13 protein-coding genes and 1 tRNA gene are annotated in these 13,824 nt (G+C 64.3%); 9 read left to right on the top strand and 5 right to left on the bottom strand.

Features of this window, described 5'->3' with window-relative positions; translation table 11 throughout:
- The first annotated feature begins 2 nt into the window (after positions 1–2).
- From phaC to EOD07_RS05620, 3 genes are all read left to right on the top strand, one after another.
- On the top strand, positions 3–1,775 hold the full coding sequence (gene phaC / locus EOD07_RS05630) for a class I poly(R)-hydroxyalkanoic acid synthase (RefSeq protein ID WP_245469872.1): 1,773 nt from the start codon (positions 3–5) through the stop codon (positions 1,773–1,775).
- Between the two features lie 326 nt (positions 1,776–2,101).
- Positions 2,102–3,274 (top strand): YcbK family protein, encoded by a 1,173-nt coding sequence (locus EOD07_RS05625; protein ID WP_245469874.1) that lies wholly within the window; start codon positions 2,102–2,104, stop codon positions 3,272–3,274.
- Positions 3,275–3,419: 145 nt separating this feature from the next.
- A tRNA-Glu gene (locus EOD07_RS05620) sits at positions 3,420–3,494 on the top strand.
- Positions 3,495–3,624: 130 nt separating this feature from the next.
- Here the strand turns inward: EOD07_RS05620 and EOD07_RS05615 are convergent.
- Together EOD07_RS05615 and EOD07_RS05610 are read right to left on the bottom strand one after the other, a co-directional pair.
- Positions 3,625–4,092 (bottom strand): hypothetical protein, encoded by a 468-nt coding sequence (locus EOD07_RS05615; protein WP_127234289.1) that lies wholly within the window; start codon positions 4,090–4,092, stop codon positions 3,625–3,627.
- Positions 4,085–4,933: a hypothetical protein gene (locus EOD07_RS05610; protein ID WP_127234288.1), complete on the bottom strand. Its 849-nt coding sequence runs from the start codon at positions 4,931–4,933 to the stop codon at positions 4,085–4,087. The genes EOD07_RS05615 and EOD07_RS05610 overlap by 8 nt, the downstream gene beginning before the upstream one ends.
- A gap of 316 nt (positions 4,934–5,249) precedes the next feature.
- On the opposite strand from EOD07_RS05610, the gene EOD07_RS05605 reads away from it, so the two are divergent.
- Positions 5,250–5,501, top strand: a complete 252-nt coding sequence (locus tag EOD07_RS05605) for a hypothetical protein (RefSeq protein WP_127234287.1) — start codon at positions 5,250–5,252, stop codon at positions 5,499–5,501.
- A 105-nt stretch (positions 5,502–5,606) separates the two neighbouring features.
- Here the strand turns inward: EOD07_RS05605 and EOD07_RS05600 are convergent, their stop codons facing one another.
- The 3 genes from EOD07_RS05600 to EOD07_RS05590 are packed head-to-tail and all read right to left on the bottom strand — an operon-like array spanning position 5,607 to position 8,026.
- Entirely contained in the window at positions 5,607–6,050 is a 444-nt protein-coding gene (locus EOD07_RS05600; RefSeq protein ID WP_348627735.1) for a hypothetical protein, read from the bottom strand.
- 9 nt (positions 6,051–6,059) lie between these two features.
- A complete protein-coding gene (locus tag EOD07_RS05595) occupies positions 6,060–7,304 on the bottom strand; it encodes an ATP-binding protein (RefSeq protein ID WP_127234286.1) in 1,245 nt (414 codons plus the stop codon).
- Positions 7,301–8,026: a response regulator gene (locus tag EOD07_RS05590; RefSeq protein ID WP_127234285.1), complete on the bottom strand. Its 726-nt coding sequence runs from the start codon at positions 8,024–8,026 to the stop codon at positions 7,301–7,303. Before EOD07_RS05590 ends, EOD07_RS05595 begins: the two co-directional genes overlap by 4 nt.
- A gap of 213 nt (positions 8,027–8,239) precedes the next feature.
- Between EOD07_RS05590 and EOD07_RS05585 the strand changes: the two genes are divergently transcribed.
- The 5 genes from EOD07_RS05585 to EOD07_RS05565 form a co-directional block, all read left to right on the top strand.
- The gene (locus EOD07_RS05585) at positions 8,240–8,908 is read left to right on the top strand and encodes a hypothetical protein (protein ID WP_127234284.1); all 669 of its coding nucleotides are present in this window, start codon (positions 8,240–8,242) and stop codon (positions 8,906–8,908) included.
- Positions 8,909–9,007: 99 nt separating this feature from the next.
- A complete protein-coding gene (locus tag EOD07_RS39030; RefSeq protein WP_281059038.1) occupies positions 9,008–9,136 on the top strand; it encodes a hypothetical protein in 129 nt (42 codons plus the stop codon).
- 248 nt (positions 9,137–9,384) lie between these two features.
- Positions 9,385–9,570, top strand: a complete 186-nt coding sequence (locus EOD07_RS05575; RefSeq protein ID WP_127234283.1) for a hypothetical protein — start codon at positions 9,385–9,387, stop codon at positions 9,568–9,570.
- Positions 9,571–9,578: 8 nt separating this feature from the next.
- Positions 9,579–10,862 carry an efflux RND transporter periplasmic adaptor subunit gene (locus tag EOD07_RS05570; RefSeq protein ID WP_127234282.1) on the top strand — a complete coding sequence of 428 codons (1,284 nt, stop codon included), beginning with the start codon at positions 9,579–9,581 and terminating at the stop codon, positions 10,860–10,862.
- Positions 10,863–10,865: 3 nt separating this feature from the next.
- Positions 10,866–13,824: efflux RND transporter permease subunit (locus EOD07_RS05565; RefSeq protein ID WP_127234281.1), on the top strand; the 2,959-nt coding region annotated here is incomplete at its 3' end.

Below are 13,824 nucleotides of genomic sequence, written 5' to 3'. Positions count from 1 at the left end.
ATCTGGTGAAGGATCCCGAGCGTTTCGCCCTGAACATGGCCCGCATGATCGAGCAGGCCGGCAAGGCGGCGTCCGCCTGGACCGAACCGCGCGAGAAGGGTGAGGTGCGCGATCATGTCGCCGAACCGGTGGTCGACATGGTCAAGACCTTCTCAAAACTCTCGGAGTACTGGCTGGGCGATCCGCAACGCGCGCTCGAAGCCCAGACGCGGCTCTTCGCCGGCTATATGACGGTCTGGGCGAACGCCATCCAGAAGGTCAATCCCAACGCCGAGGCGCCGCAGGACGCGGTTCAGCCTGAGCGCGGCGACAAGCGCTTCCAGGATCCGGAATGGGGCCGCAACGCCTTCTTCGATTTCCTCAAGCAGGCCTATCTGGTCACCTCGCGCTGGGCGAACGAACTCGTCGAGCACGCCGAGGGCCTGGACGAGCACACCCGCCACAAGGCGAGCTTCTACGTCAAGCAGGTGTCGAACGCGATCGCGCCGTCGAACTTCATCCTGACCAATCCGGAGCTGTTCCGCGAAACGGTCGCCTCGAATGGCGAAAACCTGGTGCGCGGCATGAAGATGTTGGCCGAGGACATCGCCGCCGGCCGCGGCGACCTGAAGCTGCGCCAGGCCGACTACACGCCCTTCGAAATCGGCAAGAACATCGCCACCACGCCCGGCAAGGTCATCGGCCGCAGCGATGTCGCCGAGATCATCCAATATGATCCGGTGACGGAGACAGTGCTGAAGCGGCCGCTGCTGATCTGTCCGCCATGGATCAACAAATTCTACATCCTCGACCTCAACCCGCAAAAGTCCTTCATCCGCTGGGCGATCGAGCAGGGCCACACGGTCTTCGTCATCTCCTGGATCAATCCGGACGAGCGCCACGGCGCCAAGGGCTGGGAGGCCTATATCCGCGAAGGCCTGCAATTCGGCCTCGACATGGTGGAGAAGGCGACCGGCGAGAAGGACGTCAACGCCATCGGCTATTGCGTCGGCGGCACGCTGCTCGGCGCTGCCCTTGCACTCTTGGCGCAGGAAGGCGACCACCGCATCAAATCGGCCACCTTCTTCACGACGCAGGTCGACTTCACCTATGCCGGCGACCTCAAGGTCTTCGTCGACGAGGACCAGGTCGCCGCCGTGGAGCGCTCGATGAGCGAAAAGGGCTATCTCGAAGGCACCAAGATGGCGACCGCCTTCAACATGCTGCGCTCGGGCGATCTGATCTGGCCCTATGTCGTCAACAATTACATGCGCGGCAAGGAGCCCCTGCCCTTCGACCTGCTCTACTGGAATTCCGACTCCACGCGCATGGCGGCGGCCAACCACTCCTTCTACCTGCGCAACTGCTATCTCGAGAACAATCTTTCGCGCGGCGTGATGGAGCTTGCCGGCCGCACCGTCTCGCTGGCCGACATCACCATCCCCGTCTACAACCTGGCCACGAAGGAAGACCACATCGCGCCGGCGCTTTCGGTGTTCCTGGGATCGCGGTTCTTCGGCGGCGACGTCGAATATGTGATGGCGGGTTCGGGCCATATCGCCGGCGTCGTCAACCCGCCCGCCGCTAAGAAATACCAGTACTGGACCGGCGGCAAGCCGGTGGGCGACTTCAACGCGTGGCTTGCCGCCGCGCACGAGCATCAAGGCTCCTGGTGGACGCACTGGCAGCACTGGATCGAGAACCAGGACAATATCCGCGTACCCGCCCGCAAACCCGGCAAGGGTATGAAAACCTTGGGAGATGCGCCGGGCACCTATGTCAAGGTGCGTGTGTAACCGACTGTAATGTCTGGTGAGTTGACGGGCCGCCAAAACAGGGCGAAATGGTGGCGTCAATCGTTTCACGGCCTCAAATCACCTTCCGACGCAGATTAATTCCGGGGCTTGCAGATTCGACACATATCCCGTTTCCGGTTGGGAACAGGAGGGTTATCGCGGCGCGATGCTGGAGTGGCGCGGCGATGGCGGACCGACCGGATACCGAGGGGGAATTTATTTTGAAATCAGCAGGTTGGCGTCTTGCACGAGGGGAAAGCCGCAGCATCGCGGCAGCGCTTTTCTCCGTGCTGCTGGCCTCCTGCACCTCGACCGGCGACCCGACGATGTCGGTCGTTTCGCCCGCCTACAATTCAACCGCGACCGAAATGAGCGCGACATCCGGCGCCAAGACCGCGACCGCGGCCGATTCGTCGCTGCAGGCTTCGGCGCCGGCCGAAGCCGGGTCGACCGTGATGAGCGAGGGCGATACCCCTTTGCCCGAGAAGGTCGCCTATGTGCCGGAGACACGGCCGCAAGCCGCCGCCTTCCCGGCGGTTTCCGTGCCGGCAGGCTCCGCCGCGATTGCCGGCAGCACGCCGCAACCGCTGGTTCAGCAGGCGCAAACGGCGGAGCAGACGCAAACCGTCGCCCAGCAGGTCGCCGCTGGCGATGCCGCCGCCGTCGCCTCGAAGGCCCAGGCGACCACGCAGGCTATGAGCAACGGCGTCTATGTAACCGCGGGCGAGCCGGCGCAGCCGCAGATCGCCGCGCCGAAGAAGAGCCTGTTCGCCTCGCTGTTCAGCACCACGCCGGCTTCGGCGGCGCCCGCGCCGCTGGTCAACAATGCGCGCTCCGGCGACCAGACTGCGGCCCAGGCCAAGACCGCAACCTCCGCGCCGGCTCCCGCCAAGCCGATCGTTGAGCTGGCCTCCGCGACGCCGGCCGCAAAACCGGTGCAGCTCGCCTCGCTGGACGACCCGAGCTATCACATCACCGGTGCCGATGCCCTTCCGGGCGTACGCCAGACCGCGCTGTTCGAGATCAAGCGCAAGTCCGGTATCGACGACGAGAGCGACGTCGACCTCAACGAGGATGAAGGCGGCGGTTCCTATCAGGTGGCCTCGGCCGCCGGCATGGCGAGACTCGCGCCCAACGGTCTCCTGAAGCAGAACGAAAGCGTCGACGTCGCCTGCCTCAAGCCCTCGCTGGTGCGGGTGCTGAAGACGATCGAGGGGCATTTCGGCCGCAAGATGGTCGTCACCTCCGGCTACCGCGATCCCTCGCGCAACCGCCGCGCCAACGGCGCCAAGAACTCGCTGCACATGTACTGCGCCGCCGCCGACATCCAGGTGCCCGGCGTGTCGAAGTGGGAGTTGGCGAACTACGTCCGCACGATGCCGGGCCGTGGCGGCGTCGGCACCTACTGCCACACCGAATCCGTCCATGTCGACGTCGGCCCCGAGCGCGACTGGAACTGGCGCTGCCGTCGCCGCAGCGGCGGTGGCGAGGACGGCTGAGCCCGCCTGCCCTTCGGGCCTGAGCACGTGCGCAACGCACGTGCAAAGCCACACGTTTCACGGCGCCGTGAAAAAAGTTGTCGCATGTGGCTGCGGATGGGTTGCCGGTTGGCAACAACGCAATTATAAGCCGCTTCGTCTGAGCGCGCCCATCGTCTAGCGGTTAGGACACCGCCCTTTCACGGCGGTAACAGGGGTTCGATTCCCCTTGGGCGTACCAGAGACCTCAGGCGCTTAGCTGAATTTCAGGTCATCGAACCTGAACCCGATTATTGCCTTCTACAAAAAGCCCGGCAACAGTCGTAGCCGGGCAAAATCGTTTAGCGCAGAAGATGCCCTTCGCGGTAAGCTTAGTCAGCCCGCTCTTTCTTCCTCCTGGGCCGCCGCGGCTCTTTTGTCGTCGGATGGGCCGCCAGCCAGGCCTCGTCAGCAGCAATGGCCGCTTCGATCTGCTCGTGGCTGATCGGAAGATAGCGGTCCTTCGCGGCGAACCGCTTCCACTTGACTGCGCCTTTATCCGGCGCGGGCGTCAGGATTTGGAGCGCAGTCAAGCGACGACGTTCGTTGACCAGATTCGCCCTTTTTTCGTTACCGCCAAGATGTTCGTGGAGCGCTTCCAATCCCTTGATCGGTCGATGGTCGAACCAAAGCGCGAGATCACAAGCACAGCCATATGCAAGTGTGGTGCGCTTGGCCTCGCGCCACGCACGTTGTCGTGCTTGGCGCATAGCACTGTTATAGGCGGTATCTACCAAGGCTGCCCTCGGCAAGGGCTCAAGACAGGCCTTAATGAATACCGAGAGGCGCATGTCACGCATGACGCCCTCCTTCTGACATCGGAGGCGCGTAAACAGCACGGACATGATCCGGCATCTTGGGATCGACGTGCCATTGACCATCTCCCCAGGTGATCACTCGTCCTGCCTTTCGAAGTGCAGCCTCAAGTTTTCGATTCGAGTGATCTAGGCCATCACGTCTGGCCGCAAAAACGGCTGCATAATCTTGGTAGATTTGGCTTTTTTCTCCAAAATCACAGCCATTTATGATGCGTCCCAATATCCCCGAGCCGCGCGGAGAATCGTGAATCACGAAGACTTGGCCGATTTTGTCAAAGAGTTGAACATACAAATCGGGGTCGAAGCCTCGTGCAGCCCTTCGAGCCCTTAGATCGACTTCGCGATTGCGTTTTGCGCACCGCTCAATCGCCCATTTAGTTACCTCGACGCTCGCGGCGACGCCGACAACCCGTCCGATTGTCTTTTCCCGCATATGTTCGGCGCGGTACGGCCCATCGCTGGTTCCCTGTATCCGGCCTGCTTTGATCCAAGCCTCGGCCTCAGCCTGATCCCTCGGCCGTACGATGGGATCGAACCACCAGACCAAATGGGGCCCATCTTTCCGGACGCTCACGCTATGCTCTGACCATTCGCCTGCGGTTGATCTTGTAGACATCAAACAGCGACGTCCGCTCGACCATTCCACTAAAACGATGCTGCCATCCATAACCACCGTGTCGGACGGATCGGCAATCACGTACTCTCCTTTACGAAAGACTGGAGCGTCACGATTGTCTAGTACAGCGTGGGACTCGAAATGCGGCGAGACTTCGGTGATGCGCGGCAACGGCACGCTGATCCCCGACTGAGTGTTATTGGTCATTGCCTTCCTCTCCATTGGTGAGGAAGCCGGCAGACAGCCTGGCGATGATTGCAAGCGAAATGATAAGCTAATTCGGTTAACGCGAGGCCCTGATCCGGCTCCCGGTTGCAAGTGCGGTCGACAGCGCCAACCTGTCTACCAGCTCGTTCAAAGTGCGCCCCTTCGCCAAAATCGTCAAGGCTGCCGGCGCCTGTGCATCGCACCTAGGAGTGTTGTCACGCCCCCGCGCCGAAACGCGTCGTTAACGGCGTTGTCGGGTGCCGCATGTTGGCGGTGATCGGACGGTGTAGAGTTCTGCCTCGCCATGGAGGCGCGGATGAACCTGCTTCGGACAGCTCTCTTATGCGCGGTGTTGACCGGCCTGGCCGGGCTGCAGCCCGTACTCGCCGAGGATCAGCCTGCCCAGTCGAACGGCGACGCGTCGCAACAGCTGCCGCCCGTTCACTGCGAGGGACAGAATTGCCTGCCGCCGAGGAACGATCCTGCCCTGGAGTGCAAGGGGCAGGATTGCACACCGGCCCCGGCGACCGATCAACCGACCGGCCCGGAGATCAAGAAGGTCAAGTGAGAGGCGGCGCGCTCTGTGCCGAACGGCTTGCCGTTGATCGAGCCAGCGCGGATTGACGATCAGAAAACGCAGCGGCCCCCAGCAGAGAGAAACGGCGACCCCCGATCAATCCGGAACCATCGGCGCCGGCTCTTCGCACCGATAGACCATGCACTGGCCGTCACGGGTCGGGACATAGTCGACCATCGGCACGTAGGGAGCATCGCACTCATTGCCGAACTGGCGGACATAGCGCTCATACGTGTTCGCCCCCGTGCTCAGCACCACCGCGTGCCGGCTCTGGATCAGCGCCTGGGTCTCAGGGCAGGTCATTGTGCGTGTGTCGGGCCGCGCATCGGCGAAATTTGTGGCGGCAACGATCATCGCTGCCGCGCAAAACGCAATCTTGCGCATGGGCATTGTGGCATCCTCACAAAACATCCTGTCGCCAAATTCGCATCTGGCGACGCCGCTCCGCAACGGTGGCGCGGTCACGATGCAGCGAGCAAAACCTTGAAAAAGCAGTTGAAAGCCCGCGCCAAAGGCCTGGAATTGCCCGAGGACGAACAATGTCCGACGTCAGGCTGTTGCAAACACCACCGTCTGCATCAGCCCTCCTCCCGGCCTGTTCTCCAGCGTGATCGTCCCGCCGTAGCGTTCGATGATCTCCTTGGCGATCGCAAGCCCCAGCCCCGCGCCCGGAATGAATTGCGTGCGCGCCGGATCGACCCGGAAGAACGGCTCGAAGGCCTTGTTCAGGAGGTCCGGCGGGATGCCGGGGCCGCGGTCGGCGATGGTGAGGACCGCCTGGCCGCCCCGCCTCGCAAGCGCGACGGTGCAGCTCTTGCCATGCGTGGCGGCGTTGACGATCAGGTTGCGCAGCGCCCGGCGCAAGCCAAGCGCGCCGGCTTTGACCGACACATGATCGAGATGGTCGATCGTCACCGCATGGCCGAGCGAGACCATCTCGACCTCGATATCGCGGACCAGCCGGTCCAGTTCCACCGGCTCGACCGCGTCCTGATTGACCTCCTCGCGCACCAAGCGGATGGCGCTGTCGGCGATACGGTCGAGCTCGTCGAGGTCGCTCAGCCATTTCTCGCGATCCTCCTCGAGGAACTCGGCCCGGAGCCGCATCCTGGTCATCGGGGTCCTCAGATCGTGGCCGGCGGCGGCAACCAGCCGCATGCGGCTTTCCATCGCCGTCCTCAATCTTGCCGACAGCTCGTTGAGCGCATGGGCGGTGGCCCTCACCTCGGCCGAGCCTTTTTCCGGCAAGGTCGCCAGCACCCCGTCCGATCCGATCTTGCTGACGGCGGCTTCGAGCATTTCCAACGGCCGCACCAGCACGCCGGTGAAGTAGATCGACACCGGGGTGGCCCCTAGCACGATCAGCACCATCCAGCCTGCGAGCCCGTGCCAGACATCGCGCGGCGGACCGAAATCGGGCACGTCGACGATCATCCAGCGATGGTCGGGCAGCTCGACGGAAGCGACCATTCCCGGCCTGCCGGCATTGCGGCTGACCACGGCCGAAAGATCCAGCCCGTTGTGGTGCAGGATCTCGTTCAGCACTTTTGTGTGCTTGCGGTCCTCGAAGCCGTCTGCCGGGCGATCCTTCACGATGACGGCCGCATCGCTTGTGTTAGGCGCGCGGCCGGGAACCAATTGCACCATATACTGGATCTGGTGGGCGAGCGGACCCATAATCAGTTCCGGCGACGGCCCGCCGAGCACCTTCACCGCGACGAAGGTGGCGAGCCCGACCACGCCCAGGATCGACACGACCAGAAGGATGATCAGCCGCCGGCGCAGCGAGGTCATGCCCCGGTCTCCGCCGTCTCGACGCGCGCGGTCAGTTGATAGCCGCCATTGCGCACGGTCTTGAACAGATTCTCCTCGCCCGCTTCGGCGAACTTCCGCCGCAGCCGGCTCATCAGCACGTCGACGGACCGGTCGAGCGGCTCGCGCTCGCGCCCCTGCGTCAGGTCGAGCAGCTGGTCGCGCGACAACAGCCGCCCCGGCCGGTCGAGAAAGACCTGCAGCAGATCGAACTCGGCGCCGGTAAGGTCGACCAGAGCGCCGTCGGCATCCATCACCTTGCGCGTGTCCGGCTCCAGCCTGTAGCCGGCGAAATGATAGACGCGGACCTTGGGCGGGGCGGCTTCGTCCGGCGCCGAACGCCTGAGCACCGCCCGGATGCGCGCCGAGAGCTCGCGCGGATTGAAAGGCTTGCCAAGATAGTCGTCGGCGCCGAGCTCCAGCCCGATGATGCGGTCGACATCCTCCTTCAGCGCCGTCAGCAGGATGACGGGAATGTGCGGCTTGCGGTCCCGCAGGCTCCGGCAGATGTCGAGACCGGAGCCGTCGGGCAGCATGACGTCGAGCACGATGAGATCGAACTGGCCTGAACCGAGCCTCTGCTCGCATTCGCGCCGGTCCGCCGCCACCGACACGCGAAATCCCTGCCCGTCGAGATAGCGCCCGAGCAGCGTCCTGATCTCGCGGTCGTCGTCGACGACAAGGATGTGTGATTGTGCCTGCATTCTTAGCCCGCTTGCCTGTTTGTTTGTGATTATAGGGAGCGGCACAGCCAAGCGGCATGGAAAATTGCAACGGAACGTTTCCGCAAAGCCGCTGGAAACATTCGGAAACAAATCTCCTTTTTCCGGAAACCTTCGGCAACGCGCCGAAGCAATGCGGCAAAAGAGGCTTCCTATCCTCCCCGGCATCCGAAGCATGCAGGAAAGGATCATGTCATGCGAAGCAGACTTCTGGCGCTCGGCCTCTTCTCGGCCGCGGCCATCCACCCCGTGTTCGCCGCGCAGCCGGAGCCTGGCGCAGCCCCCGGGGACGAACCGCCGGCAATCGGCCGGCAGGACGACGAAGGTCACGGCCCGATGCCATGGCACGGCCAGCGTTGGGCGATGCGGCACGGCCCCGAGGACTTCGGTCCGCGCCGCATGGGTCCGCCGCCGGAATTCCTTGCCGCCCGGCTTGCGGCGCTCGAAACCCGGATCGGCATCCGCTCCGAACAGCTTGACGCCTGGCGCGACTACACCAGCGCGCTGCAAGCGGTGCTGGCGCCGCCGCAGCGGCCCGATTTCGGCCCACCCGGCCGGGGGCCTGACGATGCTGTCGGCGGCAAGCCGGATCAGGCAAAGCGCGATCCGTTCGCCTTCCAGGAAAAGCTGGCCGACGAGGTGACCAAGCGCGCCGCCTCGGCCGCCAAGCTCAAGGACGCCATCACCGTGTTGCGGGCCAAGCTGACGCCCGAACAGCTCGAAATACTCGCTTCGGCGGATCGGCCGCACGGCCCGCCCCCCGGTCCATGGGGTGATCCGCCGGATGCAGCCGGCCCCGGAGGTCTGCCTGATCACGGCGGACAGCTCCCTCCACCCCTACCCCGGAGTGGCGAGCAACTCTGACCGGCTGCGCCGGCTGGCCCCCTGACCCACCCGTTCAAGGGCCGGCCGGTACTTTTGGCGTGCTGGCGGACGCGTCTGCCAGCACGCATGGAGCGCATTATGATGTGGGAAGCCTTGATGATGCTGCGGCTGCTTGCCTCCCTGGGCTTGCCCCTGACGATCCGCCCTAGCGCCGGCGCCGTGCGGCGGATCCTGTCGAAGCAGGCGCTGCAGGGGCCATCCGGCTGAGCTTCGCCGCTTACCGCCTGTCGCTTCCGGTCTCGCGTTCGAACACCGAAAACCACCAGCAGAAGATCGCATAAATCAGGCTTTTCATGGCGGAATCCTCGTCCCAATCGACCGCGCCGAAGAATCATGTCGGCGCCCGGCAAGACACTTGGCTTATTGCCTTGGATCGGCATACTGCGCCCATGCCTTTGGGTGATGCACTCGACCCCGTTGTCGAGTGCCTTCCGGCTGCGAAGAAGGAGCGAGACATGAGCCGCTTCGACGCATTGCTTGACCAGGCTCGGTCGGCTGTCGCGGTCGCCGCAGCTGACGGCGATTTCCCCCGCCCCTCGGTGCTTTTCCAAGGCTTGTTCTACCGGCGTGCGACCCTCGATAGCATGGCATTGCGCCTGCGTCGGTCATCGGGCCGCCACATCAACTCCAGCGAAAGATGATCCGGCCCATGCGCATTCCAATAAGCCAGCCTTTCCTGATGACACGCCGCCAAACGACCTTGGCGGTATTGTGCGCCACGCTTTTCCTGGCCGCCTGCTCGCAGGAAAAGAGCCAGGTGCCGGCCGGCATGGGTGGCGTCGGCAGGCCCGAGGTCGGCGTCGTCACGCTGCATCCCCAGTCGGTCGCGATCACCGCCGAGCTGCCGGGCCGAACGGCAGCCTCCCTTATCGCCGAGGTGCGCCCGCAGGTCGACGGCATCATCCAGCAGCGGCTGTTCCAGGAAGGCGCCGAGGTGGTGGCGGGACAACCGCTCTACCTCATCGATCCGGCGAGCTATCAGGCCGCCTACGACAGCGCCGTCGCCGCGCAGCAGAAGGCGGAAGCCGCGGTGCCCACCGCGCAGGCGAAGTTCGACCGCTATTCCGGGCTGCTGAAGCAGAATGTGGTCTCGAAGCAGGATTACGACGATGCCGCCGCGACGCTGGCGCAGGCCCAGGCCGATGTCGCATCGGCCAAGGCCAGCGTCGAGACCGCGAAGATCAGCCTCAACCGCACCTCGATCACCGCGCCGATCGCCGGCCGGATCGACAAATCGACATTGACGCCGGGCGCGCTGGTCACGGCCAACCAGGAAACGGTGCTGACCACCATTCGCTCGCTCGACCCGATCAATGTCGACGTGACGCAGTCCAGCACCAACCTGCTCAACCTGCGCCAGGCGATCAACGAAGGCCGGCTGAAATTCAGCGGGGCCAATGTCAGCGTCAAGCTCAAGCTCGACAACGGCACCATATACGCGCAGAACGGCAAGCTGGAATTCGCCGGCGCCAACGTCGACCAGTCCACCGGCACCTTTGCGCTCAGAGCCCAGTTCCCCAATCCCGACCGCCTGCTCCTGCCCGGCATGTATGTGCGCGCCATCGTCGAGGAAGGCGTCGCGCAAAACAGCTTCCTGGTGCCGCAGCGCGGCGTCACCCGCGACCCCAAGGGCCAGGCGACGGCCATGGTGGTCAATGCCCAGGGCAAGGTCGAGCAGCGCACGCTGAGCGTGCGCAACAGCGTCGGCAACAATTGGTTGGTGGATTCCGGTGTCGGCGACGGCGACCGCGTCATCGTCGAGGGCTTGCAGTTGGTGCGCGCCGGCGGCGACGCGGCAGCGGTCGAGGTGACCATCGACGAAACGACCGGAGAGATCAAGGACCGCGAGCAGAGCTCCGCCTCGGCCGCGCCGGCTGGCGGCAATGCCGCCGGCGCCGCAAAGCAGCCCGCCTCTGGCGCAACCGGGAACTGAGCGATGTCGGCTTTCTTCATCAACCGGCCGATCTTCGCCTGGGTGATCGCCATCGTGATCATGCTGGGCGGGCTGCTCGCGCTGCGAACGCTGCCGATCTCGCAATATCCGCAAATCGCGCCCACCACAGTCAACATCAGCGCCAGCTATCCCGGCGCCGACGCCCAGACGGTGGAGAACTCGGTGACCAAGGTCATCGAGCAGGGCATGACCGGCATCGACAATCTCGATTACATGACGGCGACGTCGACCTCGACCGGCCAGGCCTCGATCACGCTGACCTTCACCAGCGCCGCCAATCCCGACACCGCGCAGGTGCAGACGCAGAACAAGCTGCAGCTCGTGCAGTCGCAGCTGCCGCAGGTCGTCCAGAGCAACGGCATCACCGTCTCCAAATCCTCGACCGGCTTCCTGATGGTCATCGGCTTCGTCTCCACCGACGGCAAGATGAACTCGACCGACCTTGCCGACTATGTCGACAGCACTGTCAACGACACGCTGAAGCGCGTCGAAGGTGTCGGCTCGACGCAGCTCTTCGGCTCCGGTTATGCCATGCGCATCTGGCTCGACCCCGACAAATTGGCGCAATACGCGCTGATGCCGAGCGATGTCGCCACCGCGATCGAGGCGCAGAACACGCAGGTTTCGGCCGGCCAGCTCGGCGGCCTGCCGGCGCGCAAGGGCCAGCAGCTCAACGCCACTGTGACGGCCAGGAGCCGGCTGCAGACCGCCGAACAGTTCCGCAACATCATCCTCAAGAGCAACACCGACGGCTCGCTGGTGCGGCTGAACGATGTCGCCAAGGTCGAGATCGGCGCCGAAAGCTACACCACCCAGGCCCACTACAACGGCAAGCCGTCCGCCGGTGTCGCGGTCAACCTCGCGACCGGCGCCAATGCCATCAGCACCGCCGAGGCGGTGCGCGCGACCATCAACCGCCTGAGCTCGACCTTCCCGCAAGGCGTCGAGGTCGTCTACCCATACGACACTTCGCCCTTCGTGCGCCTGTCGATCGAGGAAGTGGTGAAGACGCTCGCCGAAGCGATCGTGCTGGTGTTCCTGGTGATGCTGCTTTTCCTGCAGAACCTGCGCGCCACCATCATCCCGACGATCGCGGTGCCGGTCGTGCTGCTCGGCACATTCGGCGTGCTCTCCTTCTTCGGTTATTCGATCAACACCCTCACCATGTTCGCCATGGTTCTGGCCATCGGCCTGCTCGTCGACGACGCCATCGTCGTGGTCGAGAATGTCGAACGCGTCATGCATGAGGAAGGCCTGCCGCCGAAAGAGGCGACGCGCAAATCGATGAACGAGATCACCGGCGCGCTGATCGGCATCGCCACGGTGCTGTCGGCCGTGTTCGTGCCGATGGCCTTCTTCGGCGGCTCCACCGGCATCATCTACCGACAATTCTCCGTCACCATCGTCTCGGCCATGGTGCTCTCGGTGCTGGTGGCACTTGTTCTGACGCCGGCGCTCTGCGCCACCATCCTGCGCGCGCCAAAGGACCATGCGACGCAGAGGGGCCCCTTCGGCTGGTTCAACCGCCTCTTCGACCGCGGCACGATCGCCTACCGCGACGGCTCGCACGGCATCATCAACCGGTCGTGGCGCTTCCTTGCCGTGTTCCTGGCGATCGTCATCGCCATGGGCTGGATGTTCGCCCGCCTGCCGAGCTCGTTCCTGCCGGACGAGGACCAGGGCATCCTCATCACCAGCGCATCGCTGCCGGTCGGCGCGACGCAGGACCGCACCGAGCGCGTGCTCGCCAAGGTGACCGACCATTATCTCAACGAAGAGAAGGAGGCGGTGGAAGGCGTGTTCACCGCTTCCGGCTTCGGCTTCGGCGGCGCCGGGCAGAATGTCGGCATCGCCTTTGTGCGGCTGAAGGATTTCGCTCAGCGCAAGACGCCGGCGCTCGCCGCGTCGGCGGTGGCAGGCCGCGCCATGGGCGCCTTCTCCAAGATCAGGGACGCCCAGGTCTTCGCCCTCGCCCCGCCCGCCATCCAGGGTTTCGGCAACACCAACGGCTTCGATTTCTACCTGCAGGACGTCAATGGCGCCGGCCATGAGGCGCTGATCCAGACGCGCAACCAGCTTCTGGGCTTGGCCGCGAAGAGCACGCTGCTCGCCAACACCCGGCCCAACGGCCAGGAGGACCAGCCGCAATTCTCGGTCGACATCGACCAGGAAAAGGCCAGCGCGCTCGGCATCGGTCTCGCCGACATCAACAACACGCTGTCGACCGCCTGGGGCAGCGATTACGTCAACGACTTCATAGATCGCGGGCGGGTGAAGCCGGTCTATCTGCAGTCGGACCCGGATTTCCGCATGCAGCCGGAAGATCTCGACAAATGGCAGGTCCGCAACTCGGGCGGCGCCATGGTGCCGTTCTCGGCCTTCGCCTCCAGCCACTGGACCTACGGATCGCCCCGCCTCGAACGCTACAACGGCTCGGCGGCAGTCGAGATCCAGGGCGCCGCGGCCGCCGGCCAAAGCTCGGGCGCGGCCATGGACGAGATCGACAGGCTGGTCGCGCAACTGCCCGCCGGATATTCGCATGAATGGACCGGGCTCTCGCACCAGGAGCGGCTTTCCGGCAACCAGGCGATGTCGCTCTACGCGATTTCGGCGCTGGTCGTGTTCCTGTGCCTCGCCGCGCTCTATGAGAGCTGGTCGATCCCGTTCGCCGTCATGCTGTCGGTGCCGATCGGCATATTCGGCGCGCTGGCTGCGGCCACTCTCTTCGGCCAGACCAACGACGTCTATTTCAAGGTCGGTCTGCTCACCACGATCGGCCTCGCGGCCAAGAACGCCATCCTCATCGTCGAGTTCGCCATCGAGCGGCAGTCTGCCGGCATGGGGCTGGTCGAAGCGACGTTGGAAGCGGCGCGACAACGCCTGCGGCCGATCCTGATGACGTCGCTCGCCTTCATCCTCGGCGTCACGCCGCTTGCGATCG

Source organism: Mesorhizobium sp. M2C.T.Ca.TU.002.02.1.1 (assembly GCF_003997225.1).
The sequence above is the reverse complement of the archived record's forward strand: the minus strand, read 5'-3'. Positions and strand labels throughout refer to the sequence as shown.